We start from the raw sequence: 24232 nt of genomic DNA, 5'->3' as shown, positions 1-24232 counted from the left end.
CCCGGGCACGAGCCCGGGGCCGTGGGCGCTGCTCCGTGCGGCTCCGACCGGCATTTATCCTGAAATCTGCACGCATCGGTAACCGGCCGGTCCTGATCTTCGTCCGGCCCGGAGCAGGGGCCCGCGTCCCGCCCGCGCCCAACAAGTGCGAAGATGGGTTCTCGGCAGGACAGGGCCCCCACCACAGGGCCGAATAACGCAAGCGGCCGCACACCAGCCGACCGGCCGGTCACACCCCAGCGACGGGGCCCGGCATACGGCGCACATGCATGGAGGACGTGACGTGGCGAACGACGCCAGCACCGTTTTCGACCTAGTGATCCTCGGCGGTGGTAGCGGCGGTTACGCCGCGGCCCTGCGCGGAGCTCAGCTGGGCCTGGACGTCGCACTGATCGAGAAGGGCAAGGTCGGCGGCACCTGCCTGCACAACGGCTGCATCCCCACGAAGGCGCTGCTGCACGCCGGCGAGATCGCCGACCAGGCCCGCGAGGCCGGGCAGTTCGGCGTGAAGGCCACCTTCGAGGGCATCGACATGGCGGCCGTCCACAAGTACAAGGACGACGTGATCTCGGGGCTGTACAAGGGCCTGCAGGGTCTCATCGCCTCGCGCAAGGTGCACTACATCGAGGGTGAGGGCCGTCTCTCTTCGCCCACCTCGGTGGACGTGAACGGCCAGCGCGTCCAGGGCCGCCACGTGCTGCTGGCGACCGGCTCCGTGCCGAAGTCGCTGCCGGGCCTGGAGATCGACGGCAACCGCATCATCTCCTCGGACCACGCGCTGAAGCTGGACCGCGTGCCGACGTCCGCGATCGTCCTGGGCGGCGGCGTCATCGGCGTCGAGTTCGCCTCGGCGTGGAAGTCGTTCGGCACCGACGTCACCATCGTCGAGGGCCTGAAGCACCTGGTCCCGGTCGAGGACGAGAACAGCTCGAAGCTTCTTGAGCGCGCGTTCCGTAAGCGCGGCATCAAGTTCAACCTCGGCACCTTCTTCGACAAGGCCGAGTACACGCAGGACGGCGTGCGGGTGACCCTCGCCGACGGCAAGACCTTCGAGGCGGAGGTGCTGCTGGTCGCGATCGGCCGCGGCCCGGTCTCGCAGGGCCTGGGCTACGAGGAGGCCGGGGTCGCGATGGACCGCGGCTACGTCCTCGTCGACGAGTACATGCAGACCAACGTCCCGACCGTCTCGGCAGTCGGTGACCTGGTCCCGACGCTGCAGCTCGCGCACGTCGGCTTCGCCGAGGGCATCCTCGTGGCGGAGCGGCTCGCCGGCCTCAAGACCGTGCCGGTCGACTACGACGGTGTCCCGAAGGTGACGTACTGCCACCCCGAGGTCGCCTCCGTCGGCATCACCGAGGCCAAGGCCAAGGAGATCTACGGCGCGGACAAGGTCGTGGCCCTCAAGTACAACCTGGCGGGCAACGGCAAGAGCAAGATCCTCAAGACCGGCGGCGAGATCAAGCTCGTCCAGGTCAAGGACGGTGCCGTGGTCGGCGTCCACATGGTCGGTGACCGTATGGGCGAGCAGGTCGGCGAAGCCCAGCTGATCTACAACTGGGAGGCGCTGCCGGCCGAGGTCGCGCAGCTCGTCCACGCCCACCCGACGCAGAGCGAGGCGATGGGTGAGGCCCACATGGCCCTCGCCGGCAAGCCGCTCCACTCCCACGACTGATCCAGTCCCGGGGACGACCGACCACTTCCACGCACTTTCGTAAGGAGCAACTGAAACCATGTCGGTTTCCGTAACCCTTCCGGCGCTCGGCGAGAGCGTCACCGAGGGCACCGTCACCCGCTGGCTGAAGGCAGAGGGCGAGCACGTCGAGGCCGACGAGCCGCTGCTCGAGGTCTCGACCGACAAGGTCGACACCGAGATCCCCGCGCCCGCCTCGGGCGTACTCGCGTCCATCAAGGTCGCCGAGGACGAGACCGTCGAGGTCGGCGCCGAGCTGGCCGTCATCGACGACGGCTCGGGCGCGCCCGCCGAGGCCGCTCCGGCCGCCGAGCCGGAGGCCGCCCCGGCCGAGGAGGCCGCACCGGCCCCCGCAGCCGAGGCCCCCGCCGCCGAAGCCCCTGCCGCCGAGGCCCCCGCCGCCGCTCCGGCCGGTGGCGCCTCGGGCACCGACGTCACCCTCCCCGCGCTCGGCGAGAGCGTCACCGAGGGCACCGTCACCCGCTGGCTGAAGGAGGTCGGCGAGGAGGTCGCGGAGGACGAGCCCCTGCTCGAGGTCTCCACCGACAAGGTCGACACCGAGATCCCCGCCCCGGTCGCCGGTGTGCTGCTGGAGATCGTCGTCGGCGAGGACGAGACCGCCGAGGTGGGCGCCAAGCTCGCCGTCATCGGCGCTCCTGGCGCCGCTCCGGCCGCTGCTCCGGCCGAGGCCGCCCCGGCCCCCGCCGCCGCCCCGGCACCGGCCGCCCCCGCCGCTCCGGCTCCGGCACCGGCCGCCCCCGCGGCTCCGGCACCGGCTCCGGCCGCGCCCGCCGCTCCGGCACCGGCCCCCGCCGCCCAGGCTCCGGCCGCCCCGGCGCCGGCGCCCGCCGCCGCCGCTCCGGCTCCGGCCGCCCCCTCGGCGCCCTCCGGTGACGACGGCGCGTACGTCACACCGCTGGTCCGCAAGCTCGCCGCCGAGAACGGCGTCGACCTGGGCGCGGTCAAGGGCACCGGCGTCGGTGGCCGTATCCGCAAGCAGGACGTCGTCGCCGCCGCGGAGGCCGCCAAGGCCGCCGCGGCCGCTCCGGCTCCGGCCGCCGCCGCTCCCGCGGCCAAGGCCGCGCCGAAGGTGGAGGCGTCCCCGCTGCGCGGTCAGACGGTCAAGATGACCCGCATGCGCAAGGTCATCGGCGACAACATGATGAAGGCCCTGCACTCGCAGGCCCAGCTGACCTCGGTCCTCGAGGTCGACATCACCAAGCTGATGAAGCTGCGCAACCAGGCGAAGGAGTCCTTCGCCGCCCGTGAGGGCGTCAAGCTGTCCCCGATGCCGTTCTTCGTGAAGGCCGCGGCCCAGGCGCTGAAGGCCCACCCGGTCGTCAACGCCCGGATCAACGAGGACGAGGGCACCATCACGTACTTCGACTCGGAGAACATCGGCATCGCCGTGGACGCCGAGAAGGGTCTGATGACCCCGGTCATCAAGGGTGCGGGCGACCTGAACATCGCCGGTATCGCGAAGAAGACCGCCGAGCTGGCCGGCAAGGCCCGCGGTGGCGGCCTGACCCCGGACGACATGTCCGGTGCCACCTTCACGGTCAGCAACACCGGTTCGCGCGGTGCGCTGTTCGACACGGTCATCGTGCCGCCGAACCAGGCGGCCATCCTGGGCATCGGTGCCACGGTCAAGCGTCCGGCGGTCATCGAGACCGCCGAGGGCACCGTCATCGGCGTCCGTGACATGACCTACCTCTCGCTCTCCTACGACCACCGTCTGGTGGACGGCGCGGACGCCGCCCGTTACCTGACCACGGTCAAGGCGATCCTCGAGGCGGGCGAGTTCGAGGTCGAGCTCGGTCTCTGAGCCGCACAGCTGTAACGAGCCTCACCAGCGGCGCCCCCGTCCGGAACACATCCGGGCGGGGGCGCCGCCGTATTGTCTAGACACCACCGGTCGTCTCCGCCACCGTGTCGCGCAGGCAGCACCGGTTCGCCTCCGAAGGAGCTCCTCATGACCCCGCCCGTCGTCCACTCGCTGCGCGAACAGATCCGCGAGCACATCGTGGAGGGGATAGTCAGCGGGCGCTGGAAGCCGGGCGAACGGATCGTGGAGCGCCGTATCGCCACCGAGCTGGAGGTCAGCCAGACGCCGGTGCGCGAGGCGCTGCGGGAGCTGGAGACACTGCGGCTGATCGAGTCCGCGCCCAACAAGGGCGTCCGGGTACGGAATCTCACCGCGGCCGATCTGGAGGAGAGCTACCCGGTACGCGCCGGGCTCGAGCAGATCGCGGCGGAGCTGGCGGCGCCCGCGCTCGGCGAGGACTGCTCGGCACTCGCCCCGCACGTGGCGGCACTGTACGAGGCGGACCGGCTCGCCGACGGCGAGGGCCAGGTGCGGCACACGGTGGCCTTCCACCGGGAGATGGTGCGGGCCGCGGGGAACGCCGTCCTGCTCCACACCTGGGAAGGGCTGGGCATCGAGGTGTTCACGGCCCTGTCGATCCGCTGGCTGGGCACCGTGCAGAAGTCGTACGCCGAGGAGCACGAGGCGCTCATCGAGGCGTTCCTCCGGCGGGACCCCCGGATCGCCGTGCTGGTGAAGGAGCACGTCCTCGGGTGCGCGCCGCGCGCCTGAGGTCCGGCTGCGGACCAGCGCGCCCATCTGCGGCGCAGGGCGCTCCACCGTGCGGGTCGATGCCCGTTTCACCCCCTTGCTCCCGTCACTCCGTGCCCTGATTCGCGGCACCGCATGCCACTTTTCTTCATATCGAGAAGTTTTGCCCTTCACCCTTTGATCGATCATCGATCGGCGACTTACAGTTCATTCGCGGGCCCACCGGCCCGATCGCCCTGTCCTGCCAGTCAGGGCCTTCTCCACCCCCTCCCACTCCGGAAGGCGGCGATCATGACCGACCCCGTAGCAAAGCTTCCGAGCGAGCTCGACCAGCTCCCGGACCGCGACCCCGAGGAGACCGCCGAGTGGGCGGCCTCCCTGGACGCCGTCACCAAGGCCGCGGGCCCGCACCGCGCCGCGTACCTGATGCGGCGTTCGCTCCAGCACGCTGAGGGCGCCGGCATCGCGCTGCCCAAGCTGCTGGAGAGCGATTACGTCAACACCATCCCCACCTCCGCCGAGCCCGCGTTCGACGGCGACCTGGAGATGGAATCGAAGATCACCGCGTGGAACCGCTGGAACGCGGCCGCGATGGTCACCCGTGGCGCCCGGTACGGCGTCGGCGGTCACATCGCCACGTTCGCCTCGGCGGCCTGGCTGTACGAGACCGGCTTCAACCACTTCTTCCGCGGCAAGGAGGGTGACGGCTCCGGCGACCAGCTCTACATCCAGGGCCACGCCTCGCCCGGCATCTACGCCCGCGCCTTCCTCGACGGCCGCATCAGCGAGCAGCAGCTCGACAACTTCCGCCAGGAGTCGGGGGGCGACGGCCTGCCGTCCTACCCCCACCCGCGGCGGCTGCCCTGGCTGTGGGAGTTCCCCACCGTGTCGATGGGCCTCGGCCCGCTCTCGGCGATCTACCAGGCGCGCTTCAACCGCTACCTGACCAACCGCAAGATCAAGGACACGTCGAACTCGCACGTCTGGGCCTTCCTGGGCGACGGCGAGATGGACGAGCCCGAGTCGACCGCCGCCCTCGCCCTCGCGGCCCGCGAGCAGCTCGACAACCTGACCTTCGTCATCAACTGCAACCTGCAGCGCCTCGACGGCCCGGTCCGCGCCAACTTCCGCGTGGTCCAGGAGCTCGAGGGCGCGTTCCGCGGAGCCGGCTGGAACGTCATCAAGACGCTCTGGGGCAACGCCTGGGACGAGCTGTTCCAGCTGGACACCACGGGCGCGCTGATCCGCCGTCTCCGCGAGGTCCCGGACGCTCAGTTCCAGACGTACGCGACGCGCGACGTGGCCTACATCCGCGAGCACTTCTTCGGCGCCGAGCCCGCGCTCGCCGAGCTGGCGAAGCTGCTGAGCGACGCGAAGATCGCCGAGTGCTTCTACAGCTCCCGCGGTGGCCACGAGGCCCGCAAGGTGTACGCGGCCTACCGTGCGGCGGTCGAGCACAAGGGCGCGCCGACCGTGATCCTGGCCCAGACGGTCAAGGGCTACACGCTCGGCAAGGGCTTCGAGTCCAAGAACGCCAACCACCAGATGAAGAAGCTGTCGATCGACGAGTTCAAGGGCATGCGCGAGCTGCTCGGCCTCCCGATCCCGGACAGCGCCTTCGAGGACGGGCTGGTCCCCTACGGCCACCCGGGCGCCGACTCCCCCGAGGTCCGCTACCTCCAGGAGCGCCGTGCCGCCCTCGGTGGTCCGGCCCCCGCCCGCCGGGTGCACGCCGTCGCGCTGCCCCAGCCGGAGGAGCGCGCCTTCAAGGCCCTGTACAAGGGGTCCGGCAAGCAGGAGATGGCGACCACCATGGCGTTCGTCCGCCTGGTGAAGGACCTGATGCGGGACAAGGAGACCGGCAGGCGCTGGGTTCCGATCGTCCCGGACGAGGCCCGTACCTTCGGTATGGAGTCGCTGTTCCCGTCGGCCGGCATCTACTCGCCGCTGGGCCAGACGTACGAGCCGGTCGACCGCGACCAGCTGATGTACTACAAGGAAGCCAAGGACGGCCAGATCCTCAACGAGGGGATCACCGAGGCCGGTGCCATGGCCGACTTCATCGCCGCCGCCTCGTCGTACGCGACGCACGGCGAGACGATGATCCCGTTCTACATCTTCTACTCGATGTTCGGCTGGCAGCGGACCGGCGACCAGATGTGGCAGCTCGCCGACCAGCTCGGCAAGGGCTTCATCGTGGGCGCCACCGCCGGGCGTACGACCCTGACGGGTGAGGGTCTCCAGCACGCGGACGGCCACTCGCACCTGATCGCGTCCACGAACCCGGCGTCGCTCAACTACGACCCCGCGTTCGCGTACGAGATCGCGGTCATCGTCAAGGACGGTCTGCGGAGGATGTACGGCCCCGAGGCCGAGAACGTCTTCTACTACCTGACGGTCTACAACGAGCCGAAGCAGCAGCCCGCGATGCCCGAGGGCGTCGAGGAGGGCATCGTCAAGGGTCTGTACCGCTTCAAGGAGGGCACGCCCGCCGGAGCGGACGCCCCGCGCCTCCAGCTCATCGGCTCGGGCACGGCGATCCACTGGGCGCTGAAGGCCCAGGAGCTGCTCGCAGCCGACTGGGGTGTCACGGCCGACGTCTGGTCCGCCACCTCGTGGGGCGAGCTGCGCCGCGACGCGCTGGAGTCCGACGAGGCCCTGCTCCGCGGTGAGGAGCGCGTGCCGTACGTGACCCAGGCGCTCTCCGGCGCGCCGGGCCCGGTCCTCGCGGTGAGCGACTGGATGCGGGCGGTACCGGACTCGATCAGCCAGTGGGTGGAGCAGGACTGGTCCTCGCTGGGCACGGACGGCTTCGGCCTCTCCGACACCCGTGAGGGTGCCCGCCGCCACTTCGGTGTCGACGCCGAGTCGGTCACGGTCGCGGCGCTGGCCCAGCTGGCCCGCCGCGGCGAGATCCCGGTCTCCAAGGTCAAGGAGGCCCGGGAGAAGTACGGGATGTGAGTCCGCGCGGGGGCGGGTACCGGGTGTCCCCCGGTACCCGCCCCCGCCGTGCTCTCCGGGCCCGCCCCACAATGGGTCCATGCGTGCTGCCAGGCTGATCAAGATGGTGCTGCTCCTGCAGTCCCGGCCCTCCATGACCGGCGCCGAACTGGCCGGGGAGCTGGAGGTGTCGGAGCGCACCGTGACCCGGGACGCCCAGGCCCTCTCCGAGGCGGGTGTGCCCGTCTACGCCGACCGCGGCCGCGCCGGCGGCTATCGGCTCGTGGGCGGCTACCGGACCGGGCTCACCGGGCTGGCCCGCCATGAGGCCGAGGCGCTCTTCCTGTCCGGACTGCCCTCCGCACTGCGCGAGATGGGGCTCGGCGACGCCGCTTCGGTCGCCCGGCTGAAGGTCTCGGCCGCCCTGCTCCCCTCGCTCCGGGACGCCTCGCACAGCGCTGCCCGGCGCTTCCATCTGGATGCTCCCGGCTGGTACCACGATCCGGTCACCCCCGAACTGCTGCCCGACTTCGCGAAGGCCGTCTGGGACGACCGACTGGTCCTGGCCCGTTACCGGCGCCGGCCCTCGGGCGAGGTGGAGCGGGAACTGGCCCCGTACGGACTCGTCCTGAAGGCAGGTGTCTGGTACCTGTGCGCCCGGGCCGGTGACGACGTCCGGGTGTACCGGATCGACCGGTTCACCGCCGTCACCGTGTCCCCGGCCCGTTTCGTCCGGGACGAGGACTTCGACCTGCCGCGCTTCTGGGAGGAGCGGGCGGCGCAGTTCGCCCGGTCGCTCCTGCGTACGGAGGTGACCGTCCGGCTGCCCCAGGAGGGCCTGCGGCGGCTGCCGCACGCCGTGGACCGGGCCGCCGCCGACGAGGCGCTGGCCGGGGCGGCCGGTCCGGACGAGGACGGGCTGAGCACGGTGGTCCTGCCGGTGGAGTCCCTGGAGGTGGCGTACGGACAGCTGCTCGCCCTGGGACCGCTGGTGGAGGTCCTCGCACCCGCGGCCCTGCGCGAACGCATGGCCGATACCGCCGAACGACTGCGCGACCTCTACCACTGAAGTGGCCCGGAAGTGATGCCGAAGGCTTCATTTCGGTGTCTGGGCGTGCGTCGCCCGTCCTCGGGGCAGATGCTGGACCAGTGATGGACGAGACGGAGTTCTGGGAGATCATCGACAGCACCCGCGAGGCCGCCGAGGGCGACCCCGAGGAGCACGCCGACCTGCTCGTCGAACGGCTGGTGCGGCTCGACCCCGACTCCGTGCTCGACTTCGCCAGGCACTTCGAGGCCCGCTACAACCGCGCGTACCGCTGGGATCTCTGGGGCGCCGCCGCCGTTCTGCTGGGCGGGGCGAGCGACGACGCGTTCGACTACTTCCGCTGCTGGCTGATCGCGCAGGGCCGCGAGGTCTTCGAGGGCGCCGTGCACGACCCGGACGCCCTGGCCGAGTTGCTGGACGACTTCGACGAGGAGCTCGACGGGGACGGCGAGGACCTCGGCTACGCCGCCGACGAGGCCTACGAGCAGCTCACCGGCGTCGTCACCCCCGATCTGGGGCTGCCGCCGCAGGCCACGGAACCGGCCGGAACACCCTTCGGATTCGACGACGCCGCGGCCCTCGCGGAGCGCTACCCCGCACTCTGGGAACGCTTCGGCCCGGTCTGAGGCCCCGGCCCGAGGCCCGGCCCGGCACCGCGAGGCCCGCGGCGGGCCCCGGGCCCCAGCCCGGGCGCGCGGTCAGGCCGCCGTCGAACGCCCCATCAGGACGTCGTCGACGTACCGCCCGCCCAGGAAGAACTCCCCCGGCAGCACACCCTCCACGGTGAAGCCCTCCGCCTCGTACAGAGCCCGCGCGGCGGTGTTGTGCCCGAGCACGCGCAGGGTGAGCCGTCCGGCCCCCTGCCTCCGCGACTCGGCGTACGCGGCGCGGAGCAGCGCCCGTGCGACGCCCTGACGCCGTGCCCAGCCGGCGACGGCGAGGCCCTGGATCTGGCGCACGTGGGCGTTGCAGGCGAGCGGCGTCGGGTGGCCCAGCCGGAGGTAGCCGGCCGGACTCACCTCGCCCGCCTCACCGACCGCGTCGGCGACGAGGAACTCGCCGGGCGGGTGCCGGTCGTCGAAGAAGGGCGCGTACGGCGGCTGCGGCCTCGGCTGGACGGCGTGGAGGGGGGACCAGGCCGCCCGGTCGAGCTCCCCGAGCGCGGTCTCGTCCTCGGGCCGGGCGGGCCGAACGGAGCGGAGGGACCAGGTCTGTGACGCGGACATGTGCGCCACTGTGCCATGCCCTTCCCGTGTGACCGGAGGCACATGGGGCAGGATGGGCGTCATGCTGCGTTCCCGAATCGCCGTCACCGGATCGACCGGCCTCATCGGAGCGGCGCTCGTGCGCTCGCTGCGGGCAGACGGACACGAGGTGGTGCGCCTGGTGCGCCGCCCGGCCGCCACCGGCGACGAGGTGGAGTGGGACCCGAAGCGCCAGTACGTCGACGTGGCGGGCCTGGTCGGCTGCGACGCCGTGGTCCACCTCGCCGGTGCCGGGGTCGGGGACCACCGGTGGACCGAGGAGTACAAGCGGGAGATCCGCGACAGCCGGGTCCTGGGCACGGCGGCCGTCGCCGAGGCGGTGGCCTCCCTGGACACCCCGCCGAAGGTGCTGCTCTCCGGGTCCGCCATCGGCTTCTACGGCGACACCGGGGACCGCGCGGTCGACGAGGGCGCCCCGCCCGGCGAGGGCTTCCTGCCGTCCGTGTGCGTGGAGTGGGAAGAGGCCACGGCTCCCGCCGAGGAGGCGGGCGTGCGCACGGTCCACGCCAGGACCGGTCTGGTCGTCTCCCGGCGGGGCGGAGCCTGGGGGCGTCTCTTCCCGCTGTTCAAGGCGGGCCTCGGCGGCCGGATGGGCGACGGCCGCCAGTACTGGAGCTTCATCGCGCTCCACGACCACGTCGCGGCGATGCGGTACCTCCTGGACACGGAGACGCTCTCGGGCCCGGTGAATCTGACGAGCCCCTCCCCCGTCACCAACGGCGAGGTGACGGCCGCGATGGGGCGGGTACTGCACCGTCCGACCCTGTTCACCGCGCCGGCGCCCGCCCTGCGGATCGCGCTCGGGGACTTCGCCGGCGACGTCCTGGGCAGCCAGCGGGTACTGCCCGGCCAACTTCTGGACTCGGGATTCGCGTTCGCCTTCCCGGGGATCGACGACGCCGTGCGCGCCGCGCTGCGCTGACCACGGCCGGGCCGGCACCGGACCCCCCGGTCGGGCCGCCGTGCGACCCCGTGCACCGGTGCCCGGGGTGCGCGCGACTGCGCCTCTCTCGGCCATCCGCCTAGCCTCGATGCGAACTCGGGCTTTCCGAAGGCCTGTTGGGGGCAATAGCCCCCCACCAGTCGTATCGACTCGGGGAGGGGCACGTGCTCAGGGCACACACATCGGACCACGCGGATGTGGTCATCATCGGGGCCGGGATCGCCGGCCTTTCGGCGGCGCACCAGCTGATCGGCGCAGGGGTGGACGTCAGCGTCCTGGAGGCCGCACCGCAGGTGGGCGGCCGGATGGCCACCCATGACATGGACGGCTTCCGGCTCGACCATCTGAGTCCGCTGCTCAGTTCCGCGTATCCGGAGCTGAGCACCGCCCCGGGGCTCGAGGGGCTGGTCCTGCGGGACTTCGCCCCCGGGGTGCTCGTCCACAGCGGGGGGCGGCAGTACCGCGCCGGGGACGTACGGAGCGCGCGGGGCGCACTTCGCGCTGCGCGCTCCCGTTCGAGCGCCCCTCGCGCCCCCCTGGGCGGGGCGATCGAACAGGCGAGGCTGGGTGCCTGGCTGGCCCGGCTCGCCGCCACTCCGGAGTCCCGGCTCCTGACCCGGCCCGACCGGGCGGCGCGCGAGGCGCTGTCGGCGCGCGGCCTCTCGCCCCGCGTCGTGGGCGGATTCCTGCGTCCGCTGCTCTCGGCGCTGCTCGGCGACCCCGGGCTCACCACGTCGAGCCGGATGGCCGACCTCACCCTGCGGGAGTACGCCCGCGGCAGGCTCTGCGTCCCCTCGGGCGGTTCGGCGACGCTGCCCGAGTTGCTGGCGGCGGCCCTGCCGCCGGGGACCGTACGCACGGGCGTGCATGTGACGGCCGCCGACATCACCGCCGTGCGCACCAAGGATCACGGCGAGCTCAGCTGCCGGTCGCTCCTGCTGGCCACCGGGGCGGGTGCCGCGGCCGAGCTGCTGCCGGGCCTGCGGATGCCCCTGTTCCACCCGGTGACCGTGCTGCACCACACCGCCCCGGAGGCGCCGTCGACGGGCGCCGGGCTGCTGCTGGACGCGGACCGTTCGGGGCCGGTCGCGCACACCGCCGTGATGAGCGAGGTCGATCCCTCACGCGCTCCGGACGGCCGGGCCCTGATCACCTCCACGGTGCTCGGTCCCCCGCCGCCCGACCTCGACCGCTCGGTACGCGCGCATCTGGCCACGCTGTACGGCGTCCCCACCGACGGCTGGGAGCTGCTGGCCTCCCGTCACGACCCGGAGGCCGTGCCCGCCATGCCGCCACCCCACGATCCGCTCCGCCCGGTCCGGGTGCTCGCCGGGCTGTACGTCTGCGGCGACCACCGCGACACGAGCACGGTCCAGGGCGCCCTGCGCTCCGGCGTGCGCGCCGCCTCGGCGATCCTCGCGGACCTCGGGGTGGACAAGCGGCCCGCGGGCGGGACGGGTCTGCCCGCCGCCGCGTGAGCGGTCAGCCCAGCGCGGCGACGCGCTCGCGGTACCCGCGGACGGCGACGGCGTCCCGGTAAGGCTCCAGACGGCGTTCGAAGTCCCGCACGTACTCCGTGGCGCGCACGGACCGCATCTCCGCCGCCTGCTGGGCCGCCTCGGCGCCCAGCAGGCACGCCTGGTCCAGCTCGCCGAGGCCGAGTCGCGCGCAGGCGAGCACCACCCGGCAGAACAGCCTGCTCCGGGCGTACGCCGGCGCGCGCAGCTGAAGTGACCGCTCGGCGTGCTGGGCGGCCACGCGGTACTGCTGCAGATCGCGGTGGCAGTGGCCGAACTCGTCGGCGAGCTGCGCCTCGTCGAAGTAGCGGGCCCAGTGCGGCACGTCGTCCCCGGGCCGGGAACTCCCGAGGGCGCGCTCCGCCCGGACGAGCGCGGCGACACAGGCCCTGGACTCGCCGAGGACGCCGTGTCCCCGCGCCTCGACCGAGTGCAGCAGGGCCATGACGACGTGCGGCGCGGAGGAGCCGATGCCCTGCTGGGCGACGCGCGCCAGCTGGACGGCCTCTCTCCCGTGCCCGAGGTACACCGCCTGCCGGCTCATCGTGATCAGGACGAACGCGCCGTACGCCCGGTCCCCGGCGGCCTGGGCGAGCCGCAGCGCCTGGACGAAGTAGCGCTGGGCGAGTCCGTGCGCCGTGATGTCGTACGAGGTCCAGCCGGCCAGCCGGGTCAGATCGGCCGCGGCGGAGAACAGCCGGCGCCCCGTCGCCTCGCCGTAGCTCCCCCGGAGCATGGGCTCGGCCTCGTGTTCCAGATAGCGGACGAGGGCCTGCCTGGCGTGCCCGCCGCCGTAGGCGTTGTCCAGCGTCCGGAAGAGTTCTCCCACCGAGCGCAGGGCGGCGACGTCACCGCTGCCGACCCGCTGGCCGGTGCCGCGGTCGGTCTGCCGCTGGCGCGGGACTCCCAGGGCCGGCGGAGCCGGCGGACGGGAGGGGACGGGTCCACGGGTGCCGACGGGCCGGGTCCCGTGGTCACCCGGCCCGTGCGCCGGGCCGCCCGCACCGGGCACCTGCGGGGTGCCGGCCCCGTTGGCCTGGTGGAGCCCGTGCCCGTGCGGAGCCCGCGCCCCGTGGGCCTCGGCGGGCGTACGGGGCGCGGGCAGGCCGGCCGGTCCGGTCGCGCGGTCCGGCACGTCCCCCCGCCCGACCCATTCGTCGGCCCGTCCGATCAGCCAGTCCCGGCTGGGGACGACCAGCCCGGCGGGGGTGAACGCGATCTTGCGGAGTTCCGCGTGGCTGCCCGAGTCCTTGCGCCACAGCCCGCTGACGATGTCCACGGCCTCGGCGGGCGTGGCCGCGAACTCCAGACCGGCGTAGACGGGCGCACAGGCGTCCAGGCCCAGGTCCTGCGCGGAGAGCCGGCGTCCCAGCCGTCTGGTGAAGACCTCGGCGATCAGGGCGGGGGTGGTGCCACGGGGCTGCTGACCGCGCAGCCAGCGGGTCACCGAGGTCTTGTCGTATCGCAGGTCGAGCCCGTGTTCGAGGCCGAGCTGGTCCACCCGGCGGGCCAGGCCCGCATGGGAGAACCCGGCCTCCGCGATGAGGGCAGCGAGCCGCCGGTTCGGGGTGCGCTGCGGAGGTCGTTCCGACATCAGCTGTTAGGTCTCCTGCCTTCGGCTCCGGGGCGGGCAGCCCTCACGGGCCCCCACGACGGGGAGCGGGCGAGCCCGTTATGGAACGGCGCGAATTTAACCGCCCCGGCGGTGGCGCCGACGACCTTCGCTCCACGTTCATCCGATCGTGTGAGGATTTGCCCGATCGCTGACAGCGGCCTCCCTGCCCGCAACCTGCCGGACCCGGTGCTCCGGAGCAGTCGTACAGTGGCTGGGGGCGCACATCAGTGCATGGTGACGTGGCTCCGGGGATACCCCCCGGCCCTCCGGCACCGCTAGTAGGGAGGCACCCGAGTGAGTGAGCTGCGGTTCGTCCGTCTGGGATTCGGCGAGGAACGGGTCGAGTACCAGGAGGCCTGGCAGAAGCAGCGCGAGGTGCACGCCGCCCGGTTCGAGGACACCGTCCCCGACACCTGTCTGCTCCTCGAGCACCCGCCCGTCTACACGGCGGGGCGGCGTACCACGGAGAGCGAACGCCCGCTGGACGGCACCCCGGTCGTCGACGTCGACCGCGGCGGGAAGATCACCTGGCACGGTCCGGGGCAGCTCGTCGGCTATCCGATCCTGAAGCTTCCCCGCCCGGTGGACGTGGTCGCCCACGTGCGCCGCCTGGAGGACGCCCTGATCCTCACGGCCGCGGAGTTCGGCGTGGAGACCAGCCGGGTCGAGGGCCGCAGCGGCGTCTGGGTACTCGGCGACCCGGTCGAGGACCGTCCCGCGCTCGGGGGCCTGTCCCTGGACTTCGACCCCCGGCTGCACGACGAGGAGTTCGACCCCCGGCTGAACGGACCCGAGTACGCGCCGTCCAACGCGGGCCAGCGCCGCGAGGACCGCAAGCTGGCCGCGATCGGCATCCGGGTCGCCAAGGGCGTGACCATGCACGGCTTCGCCCTGAACGTGAACCCGGACAACACCTGGTTCGACCGGATCGTCCCCTGCGGGATCCGGGACGCCGGCGTGACGTCGCTCTCCGTCGAGGCGGGCCACGAGATCACGATCGCCGAGGTCCTCCCCGTCGTGGAGAAGCACCTGAGGGGCGTCCTCGAGAAGGCGGAGCCCGCACCCCGTGTCGTCGAGGCCGCACAGGCCTCCGCCTGAGGCGCCGGGCGGGTCCGCCGGAATAGGGCCTCTCGGCCACAGGTTGGCCATACGTAAGACCGTTCTAACCACGGGCGTACCCTGGTGTTCGCCGAAGAATCCAATGCAGCGAAAGCAAAGGGGTGCCGGAGTGTCCGGTGTCGCACCCGACGGGCGCAAGATGCTGCGCCTGGAGGTCCGAAACAGCCAGACCCCCATCGAGCGCAAGCCCGAGTGGATCAAAACCCGGGCGAAGATGGGCCCCGAGTACACGAAGATGCAGGCGCTCGTGAAGGGCGAAGGCCTGCACACCGTGTGCCAGGAGGCCGGCTGTCCGAACATCTACGAATGCTGGGAGGACCGCGAGGCGACCTTCCTCATCGGCGGCGACCAGTGCACCCGGCGCTGCGACTTCTGCCAGATCGACACGGGGAAGCCGCAGGCGCTGGACCGTGACGAGCCCCGCCGCGTGGGCGAGTCCGTCGTGACGATGGACCTGAACTACGCCACGATCACCGGCGTCGCACGCGACGACCTGGAGGACGGCGGCGCGTGGCTGTACGCGGAGACCGTGCGCCAGATCCACGCCCAGACCGCGGAGCGCGAGGCCGGCGCCACGAAGGTCGAGCTGCTCATCCCCGACTTCAACGCGGAGCCCGAGCAGCTGGCCGAGGTCTTCTCCTCACGCCCCCAGGTGCTCGCGCACAACGTCGAGACGGTCCCGCGCATCTTCAAGCGCATCCGCCCCGGCTTCCGCTACGAGCGCTCCCTCGAGGTCATCACGCGGGCCCGGGAAGCCGGCCTGGTGACGAAGTCCAACCTGATCCTCGGCATGGGCGAGACCCGCGAGGAAGTCAGTGAGGCGCTCCAGGACCTGCACGACGCGGGTTGCGAGCTCATCACGATCACGCAGTACCTCCGGCCGTCCGCACGGCACCACCCCGTCGAGCGCTGGGTGAAGCCGCACGAGTTCGTGGAGCTGAAGGACGAGGCCGACGCGATCGGTTACTCCGGCGTCATGTCGGGACCGCTGGTGCGTTCCTCGTACCGCGCGGGGCGTCTCTTCCAGCAGGCGATGGAGCGCCGCGGAGCGACCGCCGGGGCCCCGTCGGCCGTGTGAATCGGCGCACAAGGAATTACTGAACAGTAATAGCCGCGACGACGCGGCCCGTACGCCCCCGCAGGTGGGGAGCCCGTATGGGCCGCGTCGGCGTGCGCGGCGCCGAAATCAGAGTTTCATTGGTGTTTGACCGACCGGTCATGCACTGGTAACACCGAGCAGTGACCCTAGGTACACACGCGGCGGCTCCCGAAGCCCCCGTCGTCATTGCTGCCCGCTACCCAGTGCGCGCCGGGCGCGCGCATCCGTTCCGAAGGGGAACACCCACGATGCACGCAGCACCGGTACGAGCCAACGCCATCCCGACCGTCGCCACCGCGCTCCGCGCGGTCGAGTCGCTGCTGATGAGCGGCGGCCAGCGCACCGCCCGCCGGAACGCCTGGACGGCGGTCCTCGAAGACCGCCGCAGGGCCCAGGACCGGGTCGAGGCGGAGCATGTGCTGAAGGCTGTGGCCGACCACCGTTCCTAGGTCACCTCCGGGCCACGTAAACTTCTGTACATGGCGAGGAAGGCAAACACTGAAGGCGCGGACAGCGCCGAGAACGCGGGGCGGCTCAAGCAGATCGCCCTGACCTACAAGATGACCAGGCGGTCGGACCCCAAGGTGGGTCTTGTCGTCGCGGGTGTGGGAATCGTCACCTTCGGTGTCCTCCTCGCGATCGGTTTCCTGATCGGTCACCCGATCTACGCGGGCATCCTGGGCTTCGTACTGGCTCTCCTCGCAATGGCGATCATCTTCGGACGGCGTGCCGAGCGCGCGGCCTTCGGTCAGATGGAGGGGCAGCCGGGTGCTGCCGCGGCCGTGCTGGACCGGGTGGGCCGCGGATGGACCACGACCCCGGCCGTCGCGATGAACCGCAGCCAGGACGTCGTCCACCGCGCGGTCGGCAAGGCCGGCATCGTGCTGGTGGCCGAGGGCAACCCGAACCGGGTGAAGAGCCTCCTGGCGGCCGAGAAGAAGCGGATGGCGCGCATCGTCATCGACGTGCCGGTGCACGACATCATCGTCGGCGACGGCGAGGGCCAGGTGCCGTTGAAGAAGGTGCGCACCACGATGCTGAAGCTTCCGCGGGTCCTGACCGGCCCGCAGGTGACCACCGCCAACGACCGGCTCCGGGCGATGGGCGACCTGATGAGCAACATGCCGCTGCCCAAGGGCCCGATGCCTAAGGGCATGCGGATGCCGCGCGGCGGAAAGATGCGCTGACCGAGCACGTACGAGAAGAGCGGCCCCGGACGACGTCCGGGGCCGCTCTTCGCTGTGCTCACCGTTCCCTGGTCCCCGGGTCCCGTCCGGATCCGTCCGCCGGTCGGACGGCCTCAGACGCGGACCTGGACGGCGCGGGCCAGCCGGTCGTGGAGGCCGCGGCTGTCGCGGTCCCAGACGATGGCCGGGATCACCAGGAGGAGCAGCACGCTCCTCAGGACGACCCGGACGACGCCGAGCCGTCCACCGTCCTCGGCGATGACCCGCAGCCCCAGGATCCGCTTGCCCGGGGTGGAACCCACGGTTCCGACCGTCAGCAGGCTCATGACGAGGAAGACGCCGAGCGCCCAGTTGCCCGCCGCCTGCTGGTCACCGCCTGCGAGCAGCCCGTATGCGATCACCATGCACACGACCCAGTCGATGAAGAGGGCCCCGAAGCGTCGGCCGAGCGGGGCGATCGACCCCGGGCCTTCCTGGGGCAGACCGAGGCGCTCGCCCCGGTAACCGAAGTCGGCGCCCATCTCCTCGGCCGCCGCGCGCGGCCCCGAGAGCCACGATCCGATTGCTTGCCTGTTGTCCACCCGTCCACGGTACTGCGCCCACGTTTGCACCCGGCCGGGCGGGGCACGGAACACGTCGCTGAGGTCCGGCCCGCAACCGGGCTGGTTAACTTGTGCGAAACAAATGGGTCACGCCGGAGAAATCCCGTTTACCTAAGGTCGGGTCCAGCGTGTGCCACCGCACTGGCCACACAGACGAGCTGCAACCCCGCCCTTTCCCGGGTCGGGAGTAGGAGGAGTTGGATGTTCCAGAACGCCGACGAAGTCCAGAAGTACATCGCCGACAACGACGTCAAGTTCGTCGACGTCCGGTTCTGCGACCTGCCGGGTGTGATGCAGCACTTCACGATCCCCGCGGCGTCCTTCGACCCGGCCGAGGAACTGGCTTTCGACGGCTCGTCGATCCGCGGCTTCCAGGCGATCCACGAGTCGGACATGGCGCTCCGCGCGGACCTGTCCACGGCCCGTGTGGACCCCTTCCGCCGCGACAAGACGGTGAACGTCAACTTCTTCATCCACGACCCGATCACCGGCGAGCAGTACAGCCGTGACCCGCGGAACGTGGCCAAGAAGGCCGAGGCCTACCTCGCCTCGACCGGTATCGCCGACACCGCGTACTTCGGCCCGGAGGCCGAGTTCTACGTCTTCGACAACGTCCGCTTCCAGACGTCGGCGAACGAGAGCTTCTACCACATCGACTCCGAGGCAGGCGCCTGGAACACCGGTGCGGTCGAGAACAACCGTGGTTACAAGGTCCGCTACAAGGGCGGCTACTTCCCGACCCCTCCGGTCGACCACTTCGCCGACCTGCGCGCCGAGATCTCCATGGAGCTGGACAAGAACGGCCTCCAGGTCGAGCGTCAGCACCACGAGGTCGGCACCGCCGGCCAGGCCGAGATCAACTACAAGTTCAACACGCTGCTCGCCGCGGCCGACGACCTGATGCTCTTCAAGTACATCGTGAAGAACGTCGCCTGGCGCAACGGCAAGACCGCGACCTTCATGCCGAAGCCGATCTTCGGTGACAACGGCTCGGGCATGCACGTCCACCAGTCCCTGTGGTCCGGCGGCTCCCCGCTGTTCTACGACGAGCAGGGCTACGCGGGCCTCTCGGACATGGCGCGCTACTACATCGGCGGCATCCTGAAGCACGCCCCGTCGCTGCTGGCGTTCACCAACCCGACGGTGAACTCCTACCACCGCCTGGTCCCCGGCTTCGAGGCCCCGGTCAACATGGTGTACTCGCAGCGGAACCGTTCCGCCGCGATGCGCATCCCGATCACGGGCTCCAACCCGAAGGCCAAGCGCGTCGAGTTCCGCGCCCCGGACCCGTCCTCGAACCCGTACCTGGCGTTCTCGGCCCTCCTGATGGCCGGTCTGGACGGCGTCAAGAACAAGATCGAGCCCCCGGAGCCGATCGACAAGGACCTCTACGAGCTGGCCCCCGAGGAGCACGCGGGCGTCCAGCAGGTCCCGACCTCGCTCCCGGCGGTCCTCGACGCCCTCGAGGCCGACCACGAGTACCTCCAGGCCGGCGGCGTCTTCACGCCCGACCTGATCGAGACGTGGATCGACTACAAGCGCACCCACGAGATCGCCCCGATCCAGCTGCGCCCGCACCCGCACGAGTTCGAGCTGTACTTCGACCTCTAGAGATCAGGTCCGGGTGCCTTGGACGAAAAGCCCTGAACGCATGCGCTGACCCGCGGAACACCGCTCGACAGTGCTCGCCGTTCCTGCCGGCTCCCGTGCACCGCCCGACCCTCTGACGTAGCGTCAGCAACAGTGAGGCCGCCACTCCCGCCGAGTGGCGGCCTCACTCTCTGTGCACCGCTTCGACGTGTGAATCGCGGGGTCGGTGGAGCCCGGCGCCGCGTCAGCACGGACAGTGGGTCGTCCCCCGGATCGGGGAGGCGGCCCACTGTTCTGTCGGTACCGCGCCGACACCGACTAGTCTCCCTCTCGTCTCCCTGCCCCACGATCAATACCTGCCTAGGTGAGCACCCCACATGAGCGAAAAAGTGAGATTCCCGAGCGTCGTCGGCCCGGAGCTGGCCGGGGTGATCGACCTGCCGGAGGGCGAGATCCGAGGCTGGGGGCTCATCGCGCACGGATTCACCCTGGGCAAGGACTCACCGGCCGCCTCGCGCGTCAGCAAGCAGCTGGCACGCGAGGGAATCGGCATGCTGCGCTTCGACAATCTCGGGATCGGGGACTCCGAGGGCGACTGGGGGGACGGTTCCTTCACCGTCAAGGTGCAGGACACCGTCCGTGCCGCGGCCTTCATGGCGGAGCGGGGGACGCCGGTGGATCTGCTGGTGGGGCACTCGTGGGGAGGCGCGGCCGCGATCGCCGCCGCGCGCGAGATCGTCGGCCTCCGCGCGCTGGCCACGATCGCGGCACCCGTCGATCCCAGTCACGTCGAGCGGCAGTACGACTCGGTCCTGGATCGCGTCCTCAGTGACGGGGCGCACGAGTGGTTCGTCGGCGGGAGGACTCTGGTACTCAAGCGCGCCTTCGTCGAGGACGTGCGCCGGGCTCACCTGCGCGACCGGATCGGCGAGGTGGACCTTCCGCTCCTCGTGGCGCATTCGCCCACCGACTCCACCGTCGACATCTCCAATGCCGCGGAGATCTTCCAGGAGGCACGGCACCCGCGAAGCTTCATCTCGCTCGAAGGCGCGGACCATCTGTTGACCGCGCGAGGGCAGGCGCAGCGGGCCGCTCACATCATCAGCGCCTGGGCCGACCAGTACCTCGACGAACCACGGCCCCGATAGGCGGCCTCCCGGACGACCGAGAACTCGTCCGGCCAGGGTCCGTGTGCACGCCGGAGACACCGGCGGGGAGGGGCGGTACGTCGTCCCCTCCCCGCCGGCAGATCCGGTCAGTCCGCGAGCAGTTCGCGCAGTTCGGCGACCGCCTCGCGCAGGTGGTCCGCGAAGGCGTGCATCTGGTCGGCGACCGTGCGCGGGGTGCTGAGGTAGAGGTTGAAGCGGTCCGGCAGCAGGACGTAGGCGACTCCGATGCAGCGGCTGCTCGTGGAGCCGAAGCCGAAGTACTGGATGTTCTCCGACGGCGCCGAGCTCGTGCTCAGGTAGTCGTCGCGCATGACGGTCCAGCCCGGGGAGCGGTAGAGCGAGGGCTGTTCGTCCACGCCGAGCTCCTCGCCGCGGCGGCGCTGGATGAGCTCCAGTTCCCACAGGTGCTGCTCGGGGGCCTCCCCCGCCTGGCATTCCCTCGCCCGTGCGACGTGGGCCGCGGCGGCGGCCCGGAACGCGGCGCGGCGGGTGTCACGGCCGGCCGCCGGGTCGTCCATCGCGGCGACGAAGGCCGGCATCTCGGGGGTGACGACGCGCATCGCCTCGGTGCGGCCGTGGCGGAACTGCCGGGTGGCGATGGACTCGTACGTCGCTCCCAGGTGGCCCTTGGCCCGCTGGTGGGCGAGCTGGTAGGCGACCTGGACGAAGGCGTCCGGGGACACCTTGAGCGCCTTGGCGGCCGTGCTCCCGAAGTCGCCGAACGACACGGTGCGGGTGGCGGTGGCGCTGCCGTACGCCGCGAACGCCTCCGCCGCGGAGCGCACCTGCGAACGCAGGGACGCGTCCAGTTCGAAGGTGAGTGGGTGCGGGACCGGCTCGCCCTGGGCACGGGCCCCCGACCGGCGGGAGTGTTCGTCCGGCGAGGTGCCGAGCAGCGCGTCGGTGAAACCCAGGACGGTCGTCCCGTCCAGCTCGCAGTGCTCGACGTTGATGCCGGCCCGGCCGTCGGCGTAGACGACGAAGGAGACGGCCTTGTCGAACCAGCGGTTGCCTCGGTCTCCGTGCAGCAGTTCGTCGCAGGCGGCCTGGGTGCCGTCCGGCGCGAAGTCCTCCAGGCAGACGCAGAACAGCGCGGTCTCGATGTCTTCCAGCGTCCGGGCGTTGCCGGGGCGGCCGGCGACGAGGGCGGACCGGGTGGCCGCCCATTCCGCCCGGGCCATGGTGGTGAGGTGGCCGGCCCGGTCCTCCTCGGCGGTGTGCACGTCGGCCTTGGTGACGGCACGCAGACCGGCCTCGATCTCGTCGAGGGTGTGCGGGACGCCGTCGGGCCCGAGCACGTCCAGCCGGAACATGGTGCCCCGGAAGAACACCACGATGTGCCGGGCCGTGGACGGTCCGGGCTCCCGCTCGCTGTACGGGGCGCGCACGGTGTCCAGCGGCACGCCGGGGACGCGGGTCGTGGAGAAGAGGTACGAGTTCTGCACCATCGACTGGGGTACGCCGCGCTGTTCCGCCGGAGCGATCAGGCCCTCGTCGAGCTGCCGCTTGTAGTGCAGCGCACCCGCGACGAGCCCGGCCGCCCGGTCGAGCTGCCCCTGGCCGGTGTCCTGGAACAGGAAGAAGAAGTTGGCGTTGAGCGCGATCCGGTCGCGGCGGCCCAGGTAGCGGTACGGCCAGAAGGTGTCGAGCCAGCTGTGCACGCCCTCCGTGGCGTCGTACTCCTCCAGTGCCGCGTGCAGGGTCCGGCCGGGGCCGCCGGGCCTCAGGAAGGCGGTGACCTCGGCCTCGGTCTCCGCGCGCTCCTTCGCGGTCAGCAGTGGGGCGCACCAGGCGAGGAACCTCTCGCAGCTCGCCTCCAGTGTGGGCAGCGGCACGCGCGGAAGGGTGCCTTCACGGGTGAAGACCGCGTCCACTGCGGCTTCCTGACTGACGTTCAATGCGGCTCTCATCTCGTTGAGTGGGGTGTGTGGGCGGAACGGGGGCCAGGGTCCGCGAGGTGCGGTGCCGGGCGGGCCCGGCGTGATCCGAACGGGATGCCCTAGCGGTGCCTGGGTCTGGAGAGGTAGAGCTGAGCGTAGAGCCAGCCCTCGTCCTCCAGCCCGCTCGCGTCCACTCCGGCGGCGGCCATGCTGTCCAGGACGCCACGCTCTTCCTCCGGGCCGGCGAACCGCCGCTGCTTGAAGACCTCGTCGACCCGGACGGTCCGGTAGCCGAGCTCCGCCAGGGCGTCCTCGACGGGGCCGAAGGGGAACATCCGCAGCACGAAGTGCGCCATCCAGGGGAGACGGCCGTCCTGCGCCCGTACGACACGGGTGAGGGTGCGCTCGGTGACGTAGCCGATGCAGCCCGTCGAGATCACCAGGTCCGTCCCCCCGAGCAGGTCCCGCTGCCCGGGGGTGGGGTCGTTCGCCTCGAGGTCCGCGTGGACGGTGTCGTCGAGGAAGCCGGCTTCGTGCGCGTAGGCCAGGGCGCTGGTGGAGGCGTCCAGACCGGTGAAGCGGAGACCGTGCGCGGGTCTGCGGGAGCGGGCGAGGGCCCGGTCGCGTTCCAGGAGTTCGGCGCGGGACACCGGGCCGCTGCCGTCGTAGCGCGCGTAGAGCTCGTCCATGGTGGCGTCGTACTTGAGCAGGGCGGCGTTGATCCCGTACGAGCAGCCGATGTCCAGGACGCGGGGCACGGCCACCTGCTCCGTCTCCCGGTACTCCTTGATGAGCTTGTCGAAGTAGGGCTTGGCCAGCTGGGGGACGCAGTAGCCGAGCGGGCGCAGCTCCTGGAAGTAGGTGCGGGGGTCGGGTGCGGTGTAGATGTGGTCCAGCGAGACTTTTCCGGACGCGTCGAGACGCAAGGTGCTTCTCCTCGGTGGGGCGCGTGGGGTGCCTGGAACCGTTCACCGGTGACTAGTCCAGCAGTTGGTCGCCCCGCACGGCACGGCCTTCCGCGGCGAGGTGCCCGGGCAGTACGCGGCCGAAGAGCTGCCGGGTGCGGGCCACGCTCCCGATGACGCCGGGGCGCTCGCTGTAGGCGAAGATCGCGCTGTGGCGTGCGCGTCCGCCCCGGACGGGGCTGACGCGGTGCAGCGAGTAGCGGCCCTTGAACAGCTGGAGGTCGCCCGGCCTCAGGGGAAGGCGCTCGGGCGGCCGGGCGGCGCGGCCGTCCAGGACGTCCCGTACGTCGTCGAAGCGCTCGTCCTCGGCCGACCTGATGTTCGGGCAGTACTCGAAGGAGCCGCCCTCCTGCGCCTCCTGGGTCAGCATGCTGACCGTGTACTCGTTGGTGTCGAAGTGCCACGGGTGCTCCATGCCCGGCCGTACTACGTTGAGAACCAGCCCGGAGAGCGGGTCGGCGAGCTCGTACAGGCGGGGCAGGGCGAAGCAGTCGGCGACGAACCGCTGGAACGCCTCGTGGACGTAGAGCCTGCTGATCAGGGAGTCCCCGGGGATGCGGTCGCGGGCGACGAACGCGTTGCCGCGTTCGAAGGTGCGCCGGCCGGGGTGGTCCTCGGGCAGGTCCGCGTCCACGTCGATGTTGTAGACGTTGACCGTCTCGACGTCGAAGTACGCCTGCGGGGCGAGGGCGGCGCACTCCTGTCGCAGTACGCCGTGGAGCGAGGGCCGGACGAAGTCCGGCAGTACGGTGCAGCCGTCCTCGGCGAGTTCGCGCCTCGCCCGTGCCACCACGGCTCGGATCTCGGTGCCTTCGGGGTCCGACAGGGGGTAGCGGTCCGTGTCGACCACCTGGTCGAGCGTGATGGCTTGCAGAGTGCTCATTCGGCCCTTTCCACGCGCACGTCGTAACTCAACTGACGGGTAACAGAGTTGAAGTTCCCACAGCCCCGCTGTGTTGTCTGTGACACGTCGCACTTCCGGGCGGCGCGGGCAGGGGCGGCCGCCGTTCGAGCACGGGTGCGGGCCC

The 24232-nt window shown here is 71.4% G+C and carries 20 protein-coding genes; 14 read left to right on the top strand and 6 right to left on the bottom strand.

Annotated elements, in window-relative coordinates:
• Positions 1–283: 283 nt before the first annotated feature.
• The 6 genes from lpdA to ACIRJR_RS13400 all read left to right on the top strand — a co-directional run bounded on the left by lpdA (position 284) and on the right by ACIRJR_RS13400 (position 8879).
• Positions 284–1672, top strand: a complete 1389-nt coding sequence (lpdA, locus tag ACIRJR_RS13425) for a dihydrolipoyl dehydrogenase (RefSeq protein WP_403778485.1) — start codon at positions 284–286, stop codon at positions 1670–1672.
• 58 nt (positions 1673–1730) lie between these two features.
• A complete protein-coding gene (sucB, locus tag ACIRJR_RS13420) occupies positions 1731–3515 on the top strand; it encodes a 2-oxoglutarate dehydrogenase, E2 component, dihydrolipoamide succinyltransferase (protein WP_403778482.1) in 1785 nt (594 codons plus the stop codon).
• Positions 3516–3662: 147 nt separating this feature from the next.
• A complete protein-coding gene (locus ACIRJR_RS13415; RefSeq protein WP_403778480.1) occupies positions 3663–4286 on the top strand; it encodes a GntR family transcriptional regulator in 624 nt (207 codons plus the stop codon).
• 270 nt (positions 4287–4556) lie between these two features.
• Complete coding sequence (gene aceE / locus ACIRJR_RS13410) at positions 4557–7226, top strand: pyruvate dehydrogenase (acetyl-transferring), homodimeric type (RefSeq protein WP_403778477.1); 2670 nt, start codon at positions 4557–4559, stop codon at positions 7224–7226.
• A 79-nt stretch (positions 7227–7305) separates the two neighbouring features.
• Entirely contained in the window at positions 7306–8274 is a 969-nt protein-coding gene (locus ACIRJR_RS13405) for a helix-turn-helix transcriptional regulator (protein WP_403778474.1), read from the top strand.
• Between the two features lie 83 nt (positions 8275–8357).
• On the top strand, positions 8358–8879 hold the full coding sequence (locus tag ACIRJR_RS13400; protein WP_403778471.1) for a DUF4240 domain-containing protein: 522 nt from the start codon (positions 8358–8360) through the stop codon (positions 8877–8879).
• Between the two features lie 72 nt (positions 8880–8951).
• Here the strand turns inward: ACIRJR_RS13400 and ACIRJR_RS13395 are convergent, their stop codons facing one another.
• Entirely contained in the window at positions 8952–9479 is a 528-nt protein-coding gene (locus ACIRJR_RS13395) for a GNAT family N-acetyltransferase (RefSeq protein ID WP_403778468.1), read from the bottom strand.
• A 61-nt stretch (positions 9480–9540) separates the two neighbouring features.
• Here ACIRJR_RS13395 and ACIRJR_RS13390 point away from each other — a divergent pair, with 61 nt between their 5' ends.
• Positions 9541–10440: a TIGR01777 family oxidoreductase gene (locus tag ACIRJR_RS13390; RefSeq protein WP_403778465.1), complete on the top strand. Its 900-nt coding sequence runs from the start codon at positions 9541–9543 to the stop codon at positions 10438–10440.
• A gap of 185 nt (positions 10441–10625) precedes the next feature.
• Positions 10626–11939: an NAD(P)/FAD-dependent oxidoreductase gene (locus tag ACIRJR_RS13385; protein WP_403778462.1), complete on the top strand. Its 1314-nt coding sequence runs from the start codon at positions 10626–10628 to the stop codon at positions 11937–11939.
• Positions 11940–11943: 4 nt separating this feature from the next.
• Here ACIRJR_RS13385 and ACIRJR_RS13380 read toward each other — a convergent pair whose 3' ends face one another.
• Complete coding sequence (locus ACIRJR_RS13380) at positions 11944–13572, bottom strand: regulator (RefSeq protein ID WP_403778459.1); 1629 nt, start codon at positions 13570–13572, stop codon at positions 11944–11946.
• Positions 13573–13887: 315 nt separating this feature from the next.
• Between ACIRJR_RS13380 and lipB the strand changes: the two genes are divergently transcribed.
• The 4 genes from lipB (at position 13888) to ACIRJR_RS13360 (ending at position 16998) form a co-directional block, all read left to right on the top strand.
• On the top strand, positions 13888–14691 hold the full coding sequence (gene lipB / locus ACIRJR_RS13375; protein WP_403778456.1) for a lipoyl(octanoyl) transferase LipB: 804 nt from the start codon (positions 13888–13890) through the stop codon (positions 14689–14691).
• A gap of 130 nt (positions 14692–14821) precedes the next feature.
• The gene (gene lipA, locus ACIRJR_RS13370; protein WP_403778453.1) at positions 14822–15790 is read left to right on the top strand and encodes a lipoyl synthase; all 969 of its coding nucleotides are present in this window, start codon (positions 14822–14824) and stop codon (positions 15788–15790) included.
• Between the two features lie 269 nt (positions 15791–16059).
• Positions 16060–16260, top strand: coding sequence for a hypothetical protein (locus ACIRJR_RS13365; protein ID WP_104784928.1), 201 nt, complete (start codon positions 16060–16062; stop codon positions 16258–16260).
• A 30-nt stretch (positions 16261–16290) separates the two neighbouring features.
• Entirely contained in the window at positions 16291–16998 is a 708-nt protein-coding gene (locus ACIRJR_RS13360) for a DUF4191 domain-containing protein (RefSeq protein WP_403778450.1), read from the top strand.
• A gap of 113 nt (positions 16999–17111) precedes the next feature.
• On the opposite strand, the gene ACIRJR_RS13355 is transcribed toward ACIRJR_RS13360, so the two are convergent.
• Positions 17112–17579 carry an RDD family protein gene (locus tag ACIRJR_RS13355; RefSeq protein ID WP_403778447.1) on the bottom strand — a complete coding sequence of 156 codons (468 nt, stop codon included), beginning with the start codon at positions 17577–17579 and terminating at the stop codon, positions 17112–17114.
• Between the two features lie 222 nt (positions 17580–17801).
• On the opposite strand from ACIRJR_RS13355, the gene glnA reads away from it, so the two are divergent.
• Both glnA and ACIRJR_RS13345 read left to right on the top strand, forming a co-directional pair.
• Positions 17802–19211 carry a type I glutamate--ammonia ligase gene (gene glnA, locus ACIRJR_RS13350; RefSeq protein WP_104784933.1) on the top strand — a complete coding sequence of 470 codons (1410 nt, stop codon included), beginning with the start codon at positions 17802–17804 and terminating at the stop codon, positions 19209–19211.
• Positions 19212–19567: 356 nt separating this feature from the next.
• Complete coding sequence (locus ACIRJR_RS13345; RefSeq protein ID WP_403778444.1) at positions 19568–20338, top strand: alpha/beta hydrolase family protein; 771 nt, start codon at positions 19568–19570, stop codon at positions 20336–20338.
• A gap of 107 nt (positions 20339–20445) precedes the next feature.
• Here the strand turns inward: ACIRJR_RS13345 and ACIRJR_RS13340 are convergent, their stop codons facing one another.
• The 3 genes from ACIRJR_RS13340 to ACIRJR_RS13330 form a co-directional block, all read right to left on the bottom strand.
• Positions 20446–22269 (bottom strand): choline/carnitine O-acyltransferase, encoded by a 1824-nt coding sequence (locus tag ACIRJR_RS13340; RefSeq protein ID WP_403778441.1) that lies wholly within the window; start codon positions 22267–22269, stop codon positions 20446–20448.
• An 89-nt stretch (positions 22270–22358) separates the two neighbouring features.
• Entirely contained in the window at positions 22359–23165 is an 807-nt protein-coding gene (locus ACIRJR_RS13335) for a class I SAM-dependent methyltransferase (protein WP_403778439.1), read from the bottom strand.
• 52 nt (positions 23166–23217) lie between these two features.
• Positions 23218–24087: an arpA protein gene (locus ACIRJR_RS13330; RefSeq protein WP_403778436.1), complete on the bottom strand. Its 870-nt coding sequence runs from the start codon at positions 24085–24087 to the stop codon at positions 23218–23220.
• Positions 24088–24232: the final 145 nt, after the last annotated feature.

Source organism: Streptomyces sp. NPDC102402, assembly GCF_044765765.1.
Classification (GTDB): domain Bacteria; phylum Actinomycetota; class Actinomycetes; order Streptomycetales; family Streptomycetaceae; genus Streptomyces.
This window is presented reverse-complemented; position numbering and strand designations above follow the sequence as displayed.

Excerpts from the sequence above, each read along its gene's own strand:
- glnA (WP_104784933.1), top strand. The coding sequence starts at position 17,802 with ATGTTCCAGAACGCCGACGAAGTCCAGAAGTACATCGCCGACAACGAC.
- ACIRJR_RS13330 (WP_403778436.1), bottom strand. The coding sequence starts at position 24,087 with ATGAGCACTCTGCAAGCCATCACGCTCGACCAGGTGGTCGACACGGAC.
- aceE (WP_403778477.1), top strand. The coding sequence starts at position 4,557 with ATGACCGACCCCGTAGCAAAGCTTCCGAGCGAGCTCGACCAGCTCCCG.
- ACIRJR_RS13340 (WP_403778441.1), bottom strand. The coding sequence starts at position 22,269 with ATGAGAGCCGCATTGAACGTCAGTCAGGAAGCCGCAGTGGACGCGGTC.
- ACIRJR_RS13400 (WP_403778471.1), top strand. The coding sequence starts at position 8,358 with ATGGACGAGACGGAGTTCTGGGAGATCATCGACAGCACCCGCGAGGCC.
- ACIRJR_RS13395 (WP_403778468.1), bottom strand. The coding sequence starts at position 9,479 with ATGTCCGCGTCACAGACCTGGTCCCTCCGCTCCGTTCGGCCCGCCCGG.
- sucB (WP_403778482.1), top strand. The coding sequence starts at position 1,731 with ATGTCGGTTTCCGTAACCCTTCCGGCGCTCGGCGAGAGCGTCACCGAG.
- ACIRJR_RS13345 (WP_403778444.1), top strand. The coding sequence starts at position 19,568 with ATGAGCGAAAAAGTGAGATTCCCGAGCGTCGTCGGCCCGGAGCTGGCC.
- ACIRJR_RS13415 (WP_403778480.1), top strand. The coding sequence starts at position 3,663 with ATGACCCCGCCCGTCGTCCACTCGCTGCGCGAACAGATCCGCGAGCAC.
- ACIRJR_RS13360 (WP_403778450.1), top strand. The coding sequence starts at position 16,291 with ATGGCGAGGAAGGCAAACACTGAAGGCGCGGACAGCGCCGAGAACGCG.
- ACIRJR_RS13380 (WP_403778459.1), bottom strand. The coding sequence starts at position 13,572 with ATGTCGGAACGACCTCCGCAGCGCACCCCGAACCGGCGGCTCGCTGCC.
- ACIRJR_RS13365 (WP_104784928.1), top strand. The coding sequence starts at position 16,060 with ATGCACGCAGCACCGGTACGAGCCAACGCCATCCCGACCGTCGCCACC.
- ACIRJR_RS13405 (WP_403778474.1), top strand. The coding sequence starts at position 7,306 with ATGCGTGCTGCCAGGCTGATCAAGATGGTGCTGCTCCTGCAGTCCCGG.
- ACIRJR_RS13390 (WP_403778465.1), top strand. The coding sequence starts at position 9,541 with ATGCTGCGTTCCCGAATCGCCGTCACCGGATCGACCGGCCTCATCGGA.